This is a genomic window from Aminobacter sp. P4_H6_2, from assembly GCF_056400805.1.
The window spans coordinates 1-13,782 of the sequence record NZ_JBFUKO010000090.1 but is presented as its reverse complement, the minus strand read 5'-3'; the positions used below and the strand labels follow the sequence as shown (position 1 = coordinate 13,782).

17 protein-coding genes are annotated in these 13,782 nt (G+C 61.6%); 8 read left to right on the top strand and 9 right to left on the bottom strand.

The window, feature by feature from the left end; translation table 11 throughout:
• Window positions 1-226: 226 nt before the first annotated feature.
• From hslV to AC1DUU_RS09865, 6 genes are all read left to right on the top strand, one after another.
• On the top strand, window positions 227-775 hold the full coding sequence (hslV, locus tag AC1DUU_RS09890) for an ATP-dependent protease subunit HslV (RefSeq protein WP_109578294.1): 549 nt from the start codon (window positions 227-229) through the stop codon (window positions 773-775).
• The gene (locus tag AC1DUU_RS09885; RefSeq protein ID WP_476783248.1) at window positions 765-1,286 is read left to right on the top strand and encodes a GNAT family N-acetyltransferase; all 522 of its coding nucleotides are present in this window, start codon (window positions 765-767) and stop codon (window positions 1,284-1,286) included. The genes hslV and AC1DUU_RS09885 overlap by 11 nt, the downstream gene beginning before the upstream one ends.
• A complete protein-coding gene (locus AC1DUU_RS09880; protein WP_476783247.1) occupies window positions 1,283-1,885 on the top strand; it encodes a DUF2585 domain-containing protein in 603 nt (200 codons plus the stop codon). Before AC1DUU_RS09885 ends, AC1DUU_RS09880 begins: the two co-directional genes overlap by 4 nt.
• Entirely contained in the window at window positions 1,885-2,955 is a 1,071-nt protein-coding gene (locus AC1DUU_RS09875; RefSeq protein ID WP_476783246.1) for a hypothetical protein, read from the top strand. Before AC1DUU_RS09880 ends, AC1DUU_RS09875 begins: the two co-directional genes overlap by 1 nt.
• A gap of 29 nt (window positions 2,956-2,984) precedes the next feature.
• A complete protein-coding gene (hslU, locus tag AC1DUU_RS09870; RefSeq protein ID WP_476783245.1) occupies window positions 2,985-4,292 on the top strand; it encodes an ATP-dependent protease ATPase subunit HslU in 1,308 nt (435 codons plus the stop codon).
• 160 nt (window positions 4,293-4,452) lie between these two features.
• A complete protein-coding gene (locus tag AC1DUU_RS09865; protein ID WP_476783244.1) occupies window positions 4,453-5,412 on the top strand; it encodes a DUF1402 family protein in 960 nt (319 codons plus the stop codon).
• Window positions 5,413-5,466: 54 nt separating this feature from the next.
• Here AC1DUU_RS09865 and AC1DUU_RS09860 read toward each other — a convergent pair whose 3' ends face one another.
• Genes AC1DUU_RS09860 through AC1DUU_RS09845 form a run of 4 tightly spaced genes read right to left on the bottom strand, consistent with a single transcriptional unit; the run spans window position 5,467 to window position 8,219 of the window.
• Complete coding sequence (locus AC1DUU_RS09860) at window positions 5,467-5,841, bottom strand: helix-turn-helix domain-containing protein (protein ID WP_476783243.1); 375 nt, start codon at window positions 5,839-5,841, stop codon at window positions 5,467-5,469.
• Window positions 5,838-6,383 carry a Smr/MutS family protein gene (locus AC1DUU_RS09855; protein ID WP_476783242.1) on the bottom strand — a complete coding sequence of 182 codons (546 nt, stop codon included), beginning with the start codon at window positions 6,381-6,383 and terminating at the stop codon, window positions 5,838-5,840. Before AC1DUU_RS09855 ends, AC1DUU_RS09860 begins: the two co-directional genes overlap by 4 nt.
• Complete coding sequence (mltA, locus tag AC1DUU_RS09850) at window positions 6,380-7,486, bottom strand: murein transglycosylase A (protein ID WP_476783241.1); 1,107 nt, start codon at window positions 7,484-7,486, stop codon at window positions 6,380-6,382. The genes AC1DUU_RS09855 and mltA overlap by 4 nt, the downstream gene beginning before the upstream one ends.
• 22 nt (window positions 7,487-7,508) lie before the next feature.
• Window positions 7,509-8,219, bottom strand: coding sequence for a Tim44/TimA family putative adaptor protein (locus AC1DUU_RS09845; RefSeq protein WP_476783240.1), 711 nt, complete (start codon window positions 8,217-8,219; stop codon window positions 7,509-7,511).
• A 217-nt stretch (window positions 8,220-8,436) separates the two neighbouring features.
• On the opposite strand from AC1DUU_RS09845, the gene AC1DUU_RS09840 reads away from it, so the two are divergent.
• Window positions 8,437-8,910: an FxsA family protein gene (locus tag AC1DUU_RS09840; protein ID WP_476783239.1), complete on the top strand. Its 474-nt coding sequence runs from the start codon at window positions 8,437-8,439 to the stop codon at window positions 8,908-8,910.
• A gap of 110 nt (window positions 8,911-9,020) precedes the next feature.
• Complete coding sequence (secB, locus tag AC1DUU_RS09835; RefSeq protein ID WP_476783238.1) at window positions 9,021-9,515, top strand: protein-export chaperone SecB; 495 nt, start codon at window positions 9,021-9,023, stop codon at window positions 9,513-9,515.
• 60 nt (window positions 9,516-9,575) lie between these two features.
• Here secB and dnaQ read toward each other — a convergent pair whose 3' ends face one another.
• The 5 genes from dnaQ to AC1DUU_RS09810 all read right to left on the bottom strand — a co-directional run bounded on the left by dnaQ (window position 9,576) and on the right by AC1DUU_RS09810 (window position 13,346).
• Window positions 9,576-10,280, bottom strand: a complete 705-nt coding sequence (gene dnaQ / locus AC1DUU_RS09830) for a DNA polymerase III subunit epsilon (RefSeq protein WP_476783237.1) — start codon at window positions 10,278-10,280, stop codon at window positions 9,576-9,578.
• A 55-nt stretch (window positions 10,281-10,335) separates the two neighbouring features.
• Complete coding sequence (gene coaE / locus AC1DUU_RS09825) at window positions 10,336-10,941, bottom strand: dephospho-CoA kinase (RefSeq protein WP_476783236.1); 606 nt, start codon at window positions 10,939-10,941, stop codon at window positions 10,336-10,338.
• Window positions 10,938-11,780 (bottom strand): shikimate dehydrogenase, encoded by an 843-nt coding sequence (locus tag AC1DUU_RS09820; protein WP_476783235.1) that lies wholly within the window; start codon window positions 11,778-11,780, stop codon window positions 10,938-10,940. The genes coaE and AC1DUU_RS09820 overlap by 4 nt, the downstream gene beginning before the upstream one ends.
• Complete coding sequence (locus tag AC1DUU_RS09815) at window positions 11,773-12,372, bottom strand: Maf-like protein (protein ID WP_476783234.1); 600 nt, start codon at window positions 12,370-12,372, stop codon at window positions 11,773-11,775. The genes AC1DUU_RS09820 and AC1DUU_RS09815 overlap by 8 nt, the downstream gene beginning before the upstream one ends.
• A gap of 152 nt (window positions 12,373-12,524) precedes the next feature.
• Entirely contained in the window at window positions 12,525-13,346 is an 822-nt protein-coding gene (locus AC1DUU_RS09810) for a pyruvate, water dikinase regulatory protein (protein ID WP_476783233.1), read from the bottom strand.
• Window positions 13,347-13,782: the final 436 nt, after the last annotated feature.

Below are 13,782 nucleotides of genomic sequence, written 5' to 3'. Positions count from 1 at the left end.
GTCTTGCGGCTGACTTCGGCGGAACGGGGGGCCATTGGCGGATCCTTGTCCTCAAAAACGAGAGCCTAATAACAGCATGAGCGACCGCTTGCCAATCGTCGTGAAAGGGCATTTCGTCATAAGCGGCGAGGATTTGCATTCCTTGCGCCGCGTCATACATAAGATCGAACTTCCACTCGTAACGCGCAAGCTGCCGCAAAGGGGCCGCGCGCCATCGGAGCAACATATGTCCAGTGAACAGAGTATGCACGCCACAACCATCGTGACCGTGCGCAAGGGCAACAAGGTGGTCATCGCCGGCGACGGCCAGGTCAGCCTCGGCCAGACCATCATGAAGGGCAATGCCCGCAAGGTCCGTCGCCTCGGCAAGGGCAATGTCATCGCCGGTTTCGCCGGCGCCACCGCCGACGCCTTCACCCTTCTCGAACGCCTCGAAGCCAAGCTCGAGCAATATCCCGACCAGCTGACGCGCGCCTGCGTCGAGCTCGCCAAGGACTGGCGCACCGACCGCTACCTGCGCCGCCTCGAAGCGATGATGCTGGTCGCCGACAAGAATGTTTCGCTGGCGCTGACCGGCACCGGCGACGTGCTRGAGCCGGAATTCGGCGTCATGGCCATCGGCTCGGGCGGCAACTACGCGCTGGCCGCTGCGCGCGCCCTGATGGACACCGACAAGGACGCCGAGGAGATCGCCCGCAAGGCAATGCAGATCGCGGCCGACATTTGCGTCTACACCAACCACAGCTTCGTGATCGAAACGCTCGATGCCGATTGAGGCAACCGCGCGCTACGACTTCCGTCCGGTGACCAGGGCCGACCTGCCTGTCATCAAGGCATGGTTGGCCCAGCCGCATGTCGCCGAATGGTGGAACCATCCCGAAGATGAGATCGCCGCGATCGAGGAGCACATCGACAGCATCTCGGTCGAGCCGCTGATCGTCGAGTTGGACGGCAAGCCGATCGGCTACCTCCAGAGCTACGACCCGCATATGGAGGACGACCACCCCTACCAGGACCAGCCATTCGGCACGCTCGGCATCGACTTGTCGATCGGCGTGCCGGATCTGGTCGGCAAAGGCCATGGCTCGGCAATCATCCGGCAGTTCGTCGACGAGCTGTTCGAAGAAGGCGTGCCAAGGGTAATCATAGACCCGAACCCGGCTAACAAACGCGCCATCCGCGCTTACGAAAAAGCTGGCTTCGTGGCTTTCGATACGCGAACGTCGATTTACGGTCCGGCGCTGATGATGGCGCGCGATGCCGAAGAGGGGGATTTCGACGAATGATGCTTGCGCAAGGGGAGGAGGCAGCAGCCGGGCAACGCGAGAAGCTGGGCTGGTGGCTGCTGGTGGCTGCCTTGCTGATCGCAGGACAAGCGGTGGCGCTTTACTGGATGGGCCACCCGGCAATCTGCAAATGCGGCTACGTCAAGCTGTGGCAGGGCGTCGTGATGAGTTCGGAGAACTCCCAGCACATCTCCGACTGGTACACCTTCTCGCATATCATCCACGGCTTCCTGTTCTACGCACTGCTGACCTGGCTGGCGCCCAAGAGCTCGCTTGGTTTCCGCCTTGCGGTCGCCATCGGCATCGAAGTGGCCTGGGAGCTGGTAGAAAACAGCGATTTCATCATCAACCGCTATCGCGAGGGCACCATTTCCCTCGACTATTACGGCGACAGCGTCCTGAACTCGGTGTTCGACACGCTGGCCATGGTGCTGGGCTTCTTCATGGCCGCGCGACTTCCGGTCTGGAGCGTCGTTGCCTTGGCCGTCATCTTCGAAATCGGCGTCGGTTATGTCATCCGTGACAACCTGACGCTCAACGTCATCATGCTGGTTTATCCGCTCGATACGATCAAGCATTGGCAGGCGGGGATCCTGTAGTGAACAATTCTTCGACACCGCCTGACATGCTCGCCATATCGCCCGACGCGCTGCGCACCGCAGTCGCGAAAGGGCTGGTGACCGCCGACCAGGCGCAAGGCCTGCGCGATCTGGAAAGCGCTAGAACGCCCGCCTTCGACAGGGAACCGCATGACGACGAGAGGTTTCGTTTCATCAGCGGTTTCAGCGACATCTTCGTCACCATCGGCCTTGGGCTGTTTTTGGGCGCCCTGGGCTATTTCTCCGGCGACATGATCGGCAACACCGGCATGTTCGTTGTCATCGCCGTAGCGAGCTGGCTTCTGGCCGAATACTTCACCCGCAACCAGCGCATGGCGCTGCCCAGCATCGTGTTGCTTCTGGTCTATGCCGGAGCGGTCTTTTCAGCGGTGGCGGAAGCCTTCAACCCCAGCCAGAGCTTCGGCATGGGCCTCGGCAACCACGGGGGCTCGCCGATCGTYGTCGCCGGCCTTGTTACCGCTGCGGCGGCTGCGCTGCACTACTGGCGCTTCCGCGTGCCAGTGACGATCGCTGCCGGCGTTGCCGCGCTTGTCGCCTCCGTCGTCGCGCTTCTTTTCATGGCGGCACCCGATTTCGCCATCCAGGCGGCCAAGCCGCTTCTGCTGGCCTGCGGCCTTGCCGTATTCACCCTCGCCATGCGTTTCGACCTGAGTGATCCGCTGCGCCAGACCCGGCGCACCGACATCGCATTTTGGCTGCATATGCTGGCGGCACCGCTGATCGTGCATCCGCTGGTCAGCAGTCTCGCCGGCGAGGGCGGTTCCGAGGCGGTTTCGGCCTGGAGCATCCTGGCGATCTTCATCGGACTGGCGCTCGTTGCGCTTGTCGTCGACAGGCGCGCGATCCTGGTGTCGGGCCTGTCTTATGCCGGCTATGCCTTCGGTGCGCTCGTCGTCAAGGCAGGACTTTCGGACAGTGTCGTACCGCTCACCATGCTGGTGCTGGGCGCGCTGGTGCTGTTGCTCAGCGCTGGCTGGCATGGGCTGCGGCGGGGCCTGGTGCCACTGCTGCCCGGTGCCCTTGCGCGCCGGCTTCCAGCCCATACATAAGCTGCAACCGAGTATTCAAGAGTATCGCTATGTCCACATTCTCTCCCCGTGAGATCGTTTCAGAACTCGACCGCTTCATCATCGGCCAGAAGGACGCGAAGCGCGCCGTGGCGATCGCGCTGCGCAATCGCTGGCGCCGCCAGCAGCTGGAAGGCCAGATGCGCGAAGAGGTCATGCCCAAGAACATCCTGATGATCGGGCCTACCGGCGTCGGCAAGACCGAGATTTCGCGCCGCCTGGCCAAGCTTGCAGGTGCGCCCTTCGTCAAGGTCGAGGCGACAAAGTTTACCGAGGTCGGCTATGTCGGCCGCGACGTCGAGCAGATCATCCGCGACCTAGTCGAGATCGCCATCGGCCTGGTGCGCGAGAAGATGCGCGAAGACGTCAAGGCGCGTGCCCATGTCAACGCCGAAGAGCGCGTGCTGGAAGCCCTCGTTGGCAAGACGGCAAGCCCGGCCACCCGCGATAGTTTCCGCAAGAAGCTGCGCGACGGCGAGCTCGACGACAAGGAAATCGAAATCGAGGTCGCCGATAGCGGCACCGGCGGCATGCCGAGCTTCGATATCCCCGGCATGCCGGGCGGCAATGTCGGCGTGCTCAACATCAACGACATGCTGCAAAAGGCGATGGGCGGCCAGCGCACCAAGACGCGCAAGACCTCCGTCAAGGAATCCTACGCGCTTCTGATCGGCGATGAGTCCGACAAGCTGCTCGACCAGGACGAGGTGGTGCGGCGCGCGCTCGAAGTGACCGAGAACGAAGGCATCGTCTTCCTCGACGAGATCGACAAGATTGCGCGTGGCGACGTCTCCGGCGGCCCCTCGCGTGAAGGCGTGCAGCGCGATCTGCTGCCGCTGGTCGAGGGCACGACGGTTGCGACCAAATATGGGCAGGTGAAGACCGACCACATCTTGTTCATCGCTTCGGGTGCGTTCCACATCTCCAAGCCTTCGGATCTCCTGCCGGAGCTTCAGGGCCGCTTGCCGATCCGCGTTGAGCTGCGGGCGCTGGAAAAGAACGATTTCGTTCGCATCCTGACCGAGACCGAAGCCAGCCTGATCAAGCAGTATATCGCGCTGATGGCGACCGAGGGCGTCAACCTCGAATTCACCGACGACGCCATCGACGCGCTCGCCGGCATCGCCGTCGACCTCAATAACAGTGTCGAGAATATCGGCGCCAGGCGTCTGCAGACGGTGATGGAGCGCGTGCTCGACGAGGTCTCCTATGATGCGCCCGATCGCAACGGCACGACGGTGAAGATCGACGCGGCCTATGTCGAAAAGCACGTCGGCGATCTCTCCAGGAACACAGATTTGTCGCGTTTCATCCTTTAAAGCGGGCTTCCGGCGCGTGCACTGCCCGCGCCGGAACAATGTGACATGTGGCCGAATGGAACCATCCGGCCACCTTTCGCTTCCGTCAGGCGACAACGCCCTCGACTAAGCCGAGGGCTTTTCTTAGTTTGCCTTGATAGGGCTTGGGCAACAGCAGCATATGAAACGCGTATTTCTCTCGGCATTTCTTCTGGCGGCGGTCTTCGGCGTGCCGCAGGCATCGGCGACGACCCTGGTCGCGGCCGGCAACGTTCATGCCGAGCAACCCGACGTGCCCGGTGCCTCGTCCAAGCGCACCAAGGCTGGCAAGACCACCTTCGACGTCAAGTATCGCAAGGTTTACGCGCTGCTGCAGAACGATGCCGAACTGCGCGGCAAGATCAAGACAGTGGCGCGCGCCTACGGGATCGACCCGATCCATGTCGTCGGCGCCATCGTCGGCGAGCACACCTACAATGTCGACGCCTACGACCGGATGCAGACCTACTACGTCAAGGCGGTGTCCTACCTGTCGAGCAAATTCAGCTTCAGCTACGGCGGCGAAGAGGTCACCGATTTCATCAAGCGTCCGCAATTCGCCGAATGTGCGGCGAAGTCGGACAGCTACGATTTGTGGGAATGCCGCGAAGCGGTATGGAACCAGAGTTTTCGCGGCAAGACCGTGGACGGCACCAGCTTTCCCAACGACCGCTTCAGCGCCACCTTCTTCCAGCCCTTCTATGCCGGCCAGACCTTTGGCATCGGCCAGCTCAATCCACTGACCGCGCTGCAGATGAGCGACCTCGTACACAAGGTCTCGCGCCTGCCCAAGCTCGATGCGGCCGACCCGAACAGCGTCTACAAGACCATCATGGATCCCGACCTGACGCTGCCTTACATCGCTGCCACGGTGAAGACGTCAATCGATGCCTATAAAAACATCGCCGGCTTCGACATCTCGGGCAATCCAGGGCTCACCGCCACGCTCTACAATGTCGGCAACCCTGAAGCTCGCGCCCATGCGCTCAAAGCCGAAAACGACAGGCGCGCGGCCGCGGGCGAACCGGCGAAAATGCCCGAGGAGAACTATTATGGCTGGCTGGTCAACGACAAGCTGGCCGAACTCGAGGCGCTTTTTTAGATTTGAGCATGATCTTGTCCGAAAACCGTTTTCCACTTTTCGGGATCATGCTCGCTAGCCGCGCTTCTTCCGCGCAATCGCCTCGCGCATCTGGCTATTGAGGGCGGCAAGCTCGCTCTCATTCATTTCGCCGATAGCTTGAGCCATCAGGTTGGCCAGCTCGGTGGCTGCAGGCGAAAGTCCCGCCGTGTCGACCACCACGCGCGGATGCGAGCCTTCAGCCAGCTTCTGCAGCTCCTCTGCATCGTCCCAGATGACATTGAAGTAGCCGATGATCTTCTGGATCATCGCCCATGTCGGCACGCCGCGATGACCATGTTCGAGCGCCGAGAGATAGGCGGCACTGACGCCAATGGTCGCGGCCATATCCTTCTGGCTGACGCCGCGCTCGCGCCTGAGTTCGCGGATGCGCTCTCCCAGCGGCGTCAAATGCCCATACTCCGGCGCAGCCTGATGTAGATCGCGCCCGAACCGCCATGATGGCGGGCGGCATGATCATGACTGGACACCAGCATGCGGAACGGTGCCGTGTTCAGCCAGGCCGGAACCATGCGACGCAACACACCATCGCCGCCCTTGGAATTGCCCTTGCCGGTGATGACAAGCACATAACGAACCCCACCGGCATGCGCGCGCGCCAGGAAATGGAGCAGCAGCGAATAGGCTTCGTCCTGGGTCATGCCGTGGAGATCGACCCGGCCTTCGATCGGCAGGCGGCCTTTCGACAGCTTGTCGCGCGTCGGTTCATCGAGCGAATGGGCGACATACAGGCGCTTGGGCGGAGCTGCGGATGCATTTACCTGCGCTGGCGTGGCCTTTGCCGGTGTCGGATCCGGCTTGGCGACAACGGGTGCTGGCAGCTCGGGTATCTCGATCGCCCGTTTGCCCTTGAGCGGCGAGGTCGTGCGGGCAATAACGTTCCACAACACGCGTTCTTCGTCGCTGAGCTTGCGGTCGCGGCGTGTGCTCATGACGCGCCACCGGAAAACAGGGGCTTGGGCAGCAAGGCGAAGAAATCGGCGTCGTTGCGGACAACGCCGGCAATCTCGCCTGCATCGAAACCGGAGCCGGCAAACAAATCGCCACGCGCCGGGCCAGTGATGGCTGAACCGGTGTCCTGGGCGATCATCAGCCGGGCAAAAGGTTTGCCGCCAAATGCGGTGAGGGCAGGGGCGGCGATGAAGAACGGCGTGCCGAAGGTGTGGAGCAGGCGGTCGACCGCAACCGAACGGCCCGGCGTCAGCGGCACCTTCGCCGCAGCGATGGGCCCAAGTGCCGGATCATCGACCTCGGCATACCTGAAGAAGATGTAGGAGAGATTGCGCCACAAGATATCGTCGACGCGCTCCGGATTGGCTTTGAACCAGGCGCGGATCGACTGCATCGTTACTTTTTCGAGCGGAATCTCGCCGATTTCGGCCAGAATTCCGCCCGGACCGGTGAAACGCTGGCCGGATTTGGCGGCATAGGTGACACGTCGCAGCGAACCGTCGGTCATGTTCAGACGGGCAGCGCCCTGGACATGGACGAAGAATGCGTCGACCGGGTCGGCAAGCCAGGCGATCTCAAGTCCCTTGCCTGAAAGCGCGCCCTGTTCGATCGCCGGGCGGTCGAAATACTCGACCGGCCCGTCAGCGGTCTGCTGCGCGAAAGCGAGATAGGGGTCCATGCCGGCGGGGCGGTTGTGGTCGTCAATGTCGACAAGATCGGCCGGTCGCGACAGCAGCGGCACCTGGAAAATCTCTGTCCTGACCGACGAGGCCTCGACTTCGGGCTCGTAAAAGCCGGTGACGAAACCGGTCTCGCGACCTTCCGGCGCAACAAAGGCAGGCTGGAAATGACGTTCGAAGAAGGCGCGGGCTTCAGCACCATTGCCCGCCGGTCGCGCGCGCGCTTCGGCATAGGCTGGGCCAAAAGCATCAAAAGCGACGCCGAGGGCGCCGCCGCGATAAGACTTGGTCAGGACATGAAAGGCAGAACGGCGAAAGGCCCCGAAGGCGGCTAGGTGGTCATCTCCCAGCCAACCGGGAAGGTCGGCAAAACCGACCGGGGCGAATGCGGGCGAGAGCAACACGGGCTTCGCCCGCCACGCGCGGTCAGTCTTCTTCCTCGGTCGCGACAAGCTTCCAATTCGGGTCGCGCGAACGGGTGTCGCGGGCAAAGGTCCAGACATCCTTGACCTCGGCCACAGTCTCCGGATCGCCGTCGATGACATCTCCGGCCTTGTCGCGCGTCGCCGAAATCAGCTCGCTGACGATGCGCAAGGTGACGTGAGCCTCGCCGCCCTTCATCTCGGCCGAGACGATATCGGCCTTGTTGATGCCGACGAAAGAGGACTGGATCTTCTCCGAGCGGCCTTCGCGGTCGGCGATCGCGGCAACAAAGCCGTCATAGACCTCGCGCGACAAAAGGTTCTTGAGCGTCTTACGGTCGCCGTCGGCATAGGCCATGACGATCATCTCGTAGGCCATCTTGGCGCCCTCGACGAAACCCTTGGGCTCGAAAGAAGCGTCGGCGTCCCTGATGGCGCGCAGCCCCTTGTTCAGGTCGGTGCCCGGCTTGGCGAAGGCGTCGATGGCGACATAGACCTCGTCGTTGGTTTCGCCTGGCGTGCGCTTGCGCTGCGGCAGCGACACGACGTTCTCGGGCTTGCCATTGGCGTCCTGAGGCTTGTTGCGGGCCGCCGTATAGGGGTCGAAGGGCGGACGTTCATTGCCGGTACGGCGTCCAAGCACGTTGCGGAGCTGGAAAAAGATCACCACCGCTGCGATTAGAAAGAAAATCGTGCCGAAATCGAAGAATTCCATATCTTCTGCCGATCCGTCCCTTGTTCGCGGCCGAAGCCAGCTTATGTGCCATTCGCCGGCGCCGCATCTGTGCAGCGCCTGTTAGCCTTGCATATAGAACGCATGCACCGATCATTCAAATTAAAGGCGCAGCGCCCTATCTAAAGATGTATGCGCTATGCCTGTGACCGCATATGGCTGTCACGTCAACTCAAACCGGACCGGATCAACGCTCTAGATGCTGCCTCTCCTGCTCCTTGCCCTGCCTTTGCTCGAAATCGCCGGATTTGTGCTGGTAGGTAGCGAAATCGGCGTGCTGTCGACCATCGGGCTTGTTCTGCTCAGCGCTGTCTTGGGCTCCATCCTGCTGCGCGTGCAGGGTTTTGGCGTCATGACCCGTATCCGTACCGAAATGGAAGCCGGCCGTGACCCGTCCAAGGAACTCGCCAACGGTGCGATGATCGTGCTCGCCGGCATCCTGTTGGTCATTCCCGGCTTCATCAGCGACATTGTCGGCATCCTGCTGTTCCTGCCGCCGGTCCGCGCCTTGGCCTGGCGGTTCCTCAGCAAGCGAGTGCGTTTCACCTCCGACTTCGGCGGTTTTGCCCGTCGCAGTGGCCCAGCAGGCGGCAAGACCATTGATCTCGACGAGGACGACTTTTCGCGCCAGCCCAACCCGAAATCACCCTGGCGCTCCATCCGCGACGAGTAGCGAGCGGCCTCCGCCAGAGGCAAAACCTTGTCTTGGCATGCCGAGCATGCTAGCGAACCGCGGATTCCAATCCGGGCCGCGTCGCGGCCGAGCCAAGAGGACATGGGCTTATGGCCACTAATGAAGCGCCGGAAGGTGCCAACGGCAACGGTAATGCACAGCAGCCCACGCTCAACGTGCTGGCGCAGTATGTGAAGGATTTCTCCTTCGAAAGCCCCGGCGCACCGAATTCGCTGCGCGGCCGCGACAAGGCTCCCGGCATCAACATCAATGTCAACGTCAACGCCAACCCGATGACGGACAAGCAGTTCGACGTCAACCTGACGTTGAGCGCCAAGGCCGCTTTCGACAAGGACGTGCTGTTCAACGTCGAGCTGGTCTATGGCGGCGTGTTCCGCATCGACGGCTTCCCGCAGGAGCACATGCTGCCGCTGCTCTTCATCGAGTGCCCGCGCCTGCTGTTCCCCTTCGCACGCCAGATCATCGCCGAAGCGACCCGCAATGGCGGCTTCCCGCCGCTGATGCTCGACCCGATCGATTTCGCGCAGATGTTCCAGCAGAAGATCGCCGAGGAACAGGCCGCTTCCAAGGTCAAGGTCAGCTAAGACCACGCCCAAGAGCGTCATTCATCGAAAGCCCGGCCTCAGCGCCGGGCTTTTTCGTATTCAAGCCTGTGTGAGCTTGGCCCAAAGGGCCTTTTCGCCAAGACCGCCAACCAGCTTTTCATGCGCGGCAAGTTCGGCCTCGGTCAGCCGCGCCGGCAACGGTTCGGGCCGCGTGGCGACAATGATCTCGATCTGCCGCGTTGAGCCGCCATTGCCGTTCGATGACGAATAGCTTTCCAGAACCAGCGCCGACTGCTTGCCGCCGATCAGCTCGATATAGACCTCGGCCAAAAGCTCGGAGTCGAGCAGGGCGCCATGCTTGGTGCGGCGGCTGTTGTCGATGCCGTAGCGACGGCACAACGCATCGAGCGAATTCGGACCCATCGGGTGCTTGCGGCGGGCAAGCGCCAGCGTATCGATCAGCTGGCCGGGGTCGATGGCGGGCTGATCGAGCCTTGCGAATTCGGCATTGATAAAGCCCAGATCGAAGTTGCCGTTGTGCGCGACAAGCTTGGCGCCGTCGATGAAGTCGATGAATTCATCGAGGATCTCGGAGAAAGTCGGCTTGCCCTCAAGGTCGGCGTTCGAGATGCCGTGCACATTCTGGGCGTCGGGATGGACCTGCCGCCCTTGCGGATTGATGTATTTGTGGAAGGTGTTGCCGGTCGGGAAACGGTTGACCATCTCGATGGCGCCAATCTCGATGACGCGGTCCTCGCGTGAATCAAGCCCGGTCGTTTCCGTGTCGAATATGATCTCGCGCAATGTAATGATTCTCCTTGGCGCGAGCATGCGCCCGCCATTTGCACTGGAACAAGGCCTAGGAGGCCCGCGGCGCCGGCTTTCCCACCGTCAAATCGTCAATGATTGACCGAACGGCCTCACGCGCGGCGTCGAGGCCGCTGCCCGTATCGATGATGTAGTCGGCAAGCTTGCGCTTTTCAGCGTCGGGAACCTGCTTGCCAAGGATCGCCTCGAATTTCTGCTCGGTCATGCCGGGCCGCGCCAGGACACGTTCGCGCTGGACCTCTGCCGAAGCCGTGACCACCACCACCTTGTCGACGCGGCCTCGACCATTCGTTTCGAACAGCAACGGGATGTCGAGCACGGCAATCGGCGCACCGTCGCCACGGTTGCGGTCGAGAAAGGCATTCGCATCAGCCCTAACCAACGGGTGGATGATGCCTTCGAGCTTCTTCAGTGCCGCTGCATCGCCCAGCACATGGCGGGAAAGCTCGGCGCGATCGACGACGCCATCCTTCACGGTTCCAGGGAAAGCCGCCTCGATCAAAGGTGCAGCTTCGCCGGCGTAGAGCCGATGCACAGCCTCATCGGAATCGTGAACCGGAACGCCCGCTTCCGCGAACATCTTCGCCGTCGTCGACTTGCCCATGCCGATCGACCCTGTCAGCCCCAGAACGATCATTTTGTCCTGTCCAGGTCGGCGACGATCAGGTTGCGCAATTCGGCGGTCACTTCGGGCCGATGGCCAAACCAGCGTTCGAAGCCAGGCACCGCCTGGTGCAGCAGCATGCCGAGCCCATCAACCGTCTTCAACCCGCGCGCCTTGGCAGCGGCAAGCAGTGGGGTTTCGAGCGGCACATAGACAATGTCGGTGACGATGGCGTGGTCGGGCAGGGTGGCCGGATCGGCGGGCAGTCCCTCATTGCCGTGCATGCCAAGTGCCGTCGTGTTGACCAGCAGAGATGCATCGCCCAGCAATTCGGCCGTAGCAGCTAGCGGATGCGCCGTGATGCCGGCACCGAACTGGTCGGCAAGCTCTTCTGCGCGCGCAACCGTGCGGTTGACGATGCGGATATCCTTGAAGCCGCGCTGCTTGAGCGCATGGATGATCGCCCGCGACGCCCCACCTGCGCCGAGCACCACCGCGACATCGCCCTTGGCCCAGCCGGGCGCCAGATGATCGAGATTGGCGGCAAAACCGTAGGCGTCGGTATTGCCGCCCCACAAGACACCATCCTCGAGCCACAGCGTGTTGACCGCGCCGATCTGTTCGGCTGCCTCGTCGCGGCACTGGACCGCTGCGAACGCCGCCTCCTTGTGCGGAATGGTGACGTTGCCGCCGCGCAAGCCGGCCGCCGACAGCCCAGCGACAAAGGCGGCAAAATTCTCGGGCGCGACATCGATCGCCGTGTAGCTGCCGTCGATGCCATAGCTCTTCAGCCAATGGCCGTGGATCATCGGCGAGCGCGAATGCGCGATAGGATGGCCGCAAACAAATGCTTTCAAGTCCGGTTCAGCCATCAATCGCGCCCAGTTTCCTCAGTTCCGCCAGCACTGGCAGCAGCGGCAGGCCGACAATCGTGAAATAATCGCCATCGATCTTGTCGARGAGCTGAATGCCTTCGCCTTCAATCTGATATGCGCCGACGCTCGATAGCGCCCTATCGCCGACGCGGGCAAGATGGCGGCCGATGAAGCCAGGATCCAGTTGGCGCATCGTCATGGATGCGACCTCCACATGGCGCCAGAGCGTTTCTCCGTCGCGAGCGATGACGACCGCACTGTTCAACTGATGCGTCCGACCTGAAAGCTTGAGCAGACGGCGGCGCGCGGCTTCCATGTCGGCGGCCTTGTGAAACACCAAGCCGTCAAGTGAAAGCGTCTGGTCGCAACCAAGCACCAGTCGACCAGGATGCGCTTCGCTGACCGCGACCGCCTTGGCCTCGGCCAGAACCAGCGCCACGTCTTGGGGTGACGCGCCGGTTTCAGCCAGCGGGGCCTCCACGGCTCTTTCATCAAGATCGGCTGGGATAGCCTCGACATCAACGCCGGCATTTTCCAGCATCTTTTTCCGGAACGGGCTTGCGGATGCCAGGATCAGTTTTTCGGTCACGGCTTTTCTCCTGAAGGACACGTTGCAGGGAAGCTTGTGCGGCTACAAAAGTGGTCCTAGCGCATCGATCCGTAAAGCGGAATCGATTTTCACCAGGCTGGGATGCCTACCAATAGCGGTCGGTTCCACACCTGCTCCGCGATGTGGCGAGCCTAACGGCTCTTGTTGCGCAACGCGACGATGGCGGCGGCCGTTTCCTCGATCGAGCGGCGACTGACGTCGATCATCGGCCAGTTGTGCTTGGTGCAGATCTTGCGGGCATAGGCCAGCTCTTCGGTGATCGATGCACGATCTACATATTCCTGTGCGTCGAATGCCATTGTCGTTCCGAGAACGCGGTTCTGGCGCACATGCGAGATGCGCTCGGCGGTGGCGATCAGCCCGACGACCAGCGGCTTCTCCGCCTGGACCAGGCTGTCGGGAACGGGAACACCCAGCACGATCGGGATATTGGCGGTCTTGATGCCGCGATTGGCGAGATAGATGCTCGTCGGCGTCTTCGACGTTCTGGAAATGCCGATCAGGACCACGTCCGCCTGTTCCATGTCGACCGGCAGCTGGCCGTCATCGTGCTCCATGGTGAAATTGAGCGCATCGATGCGGCGGAAATACTCGGCGTCGAGCACGTGCTGGGCGCCGACACGGCGGCCCGCCGGCGTGCCTAGATAAGACTGGAACACCGTCAGCACCGGCTCAAGCACTGACACGCAGGGCAGGCCCATCGCCGCGCAACGGCTGTCTATGGTGCCGGCAAGGTGCTGGTCGACCACCGTATAGAGCACGATGCCCGGCTCTTCTTCGATGTCGTCGAACACTTTCATCAGCTGCTTTTCGGTGCGGATCAGCGGGTAGATGTGCTCGATCGCGCGCGCATCCTTGTATTGCGCCGAGGCTGCGCGCCCCGCCGCCAGAAGCGTTTCGCCGGTGGCGTCGGAAATCAGGTGCAGATGGAAGAAGCTTTGGGGTTTGTTCACAGCGGGCGCCTGGGTCTGTGGTCAAATGTGGATAAACGGGCAGTTCGGCCCGAAGTGGACGGCGCGACTGTATCAGATGGCGACTTGTCCACAATTCGCCCTGCTGTCTGTTTCGATTCAGCGCCGGGGAGTATTATGGGGATAGTTTTTTAGTCCCCGGCTGTCCACAGAATCAGCACTTGGCGTGTCCCAGGCTAGATTCCTGATTCAAATCAACGAATCCGCCTGCTACCCGAAGTTTTCCACGCTGGCGAAAACGTCCGCGCGTCACTATGACAAGTGGATATCTCAAGCCGCCTATGGACAGGTCGTAATTCTCGATTCCAACAGACTCTAAGAATTAGAAGAATCCTTCGGATATAAATTTTTATTTATAGAAGGCTCAAGGAAAGGCAGGCTGATGCCCGTGAAACGCGCTCTGCTCCAAGTCCTGAAA